Source organism: Burkholderia sp. 9779_493 (assembly GCF_015712215.1).
GTDB classification, from domain to species: Bacteria; Pseudomonadota; Gammaproteobacteria; order Burkholderiales; family Burkholderiaceae; genus Burkholderia; species Burkholderia cenocepacia.
This window is the reverse complement of sequence record NZ_JACCQA010000131.1, coordinates 1-318: the sequence shown is the minus strand read 5'-3', so window position 1 is coordinate 318 and position 318 is coordinate 1. Positions and strand designations below refer to the sequence as shown.

1 pseudogene is annotated in these 318 nt (G+C 66.4%); it reads left to right on the top strand.

The annotated features are described in order from the left end of the window. Positions 1-318 (top strand): annotated as a pseudogene (locus tag H0X95_RS35830) (DUF802 domain-containing protein); the annotation flags it as partial.

The following is a 318-nucleotide window of genomic DNA, read 5'->3' as shown; positions in this document are numbered from 1 at the left end:
GCGCCGGCCGTCAGCAGGAAATCTGCGACGCCCTCGCGCAAACGACGCGCGACCTCGCGGCACAGGCATCGACATTCGAACAACGCTCGAACGATCTGCTGACGACGATCCGCGAGTCGCACACCGGCCTGCAATCGCAACTGGCCGCACGCGATGAAGCACGTCTGTCCGCATGGAACGATTCGCTGGCCGCGATGGCCGCGAAGCTGGGCGATGAATGGCAGCGTGCTGGCGTGCACAGCGCCGGCCGTCAGCAGGAAATCTGCGACGCCCTCGCGCAAACGACGCGCGACCTCGCGGCACAGGCATCGACATTCG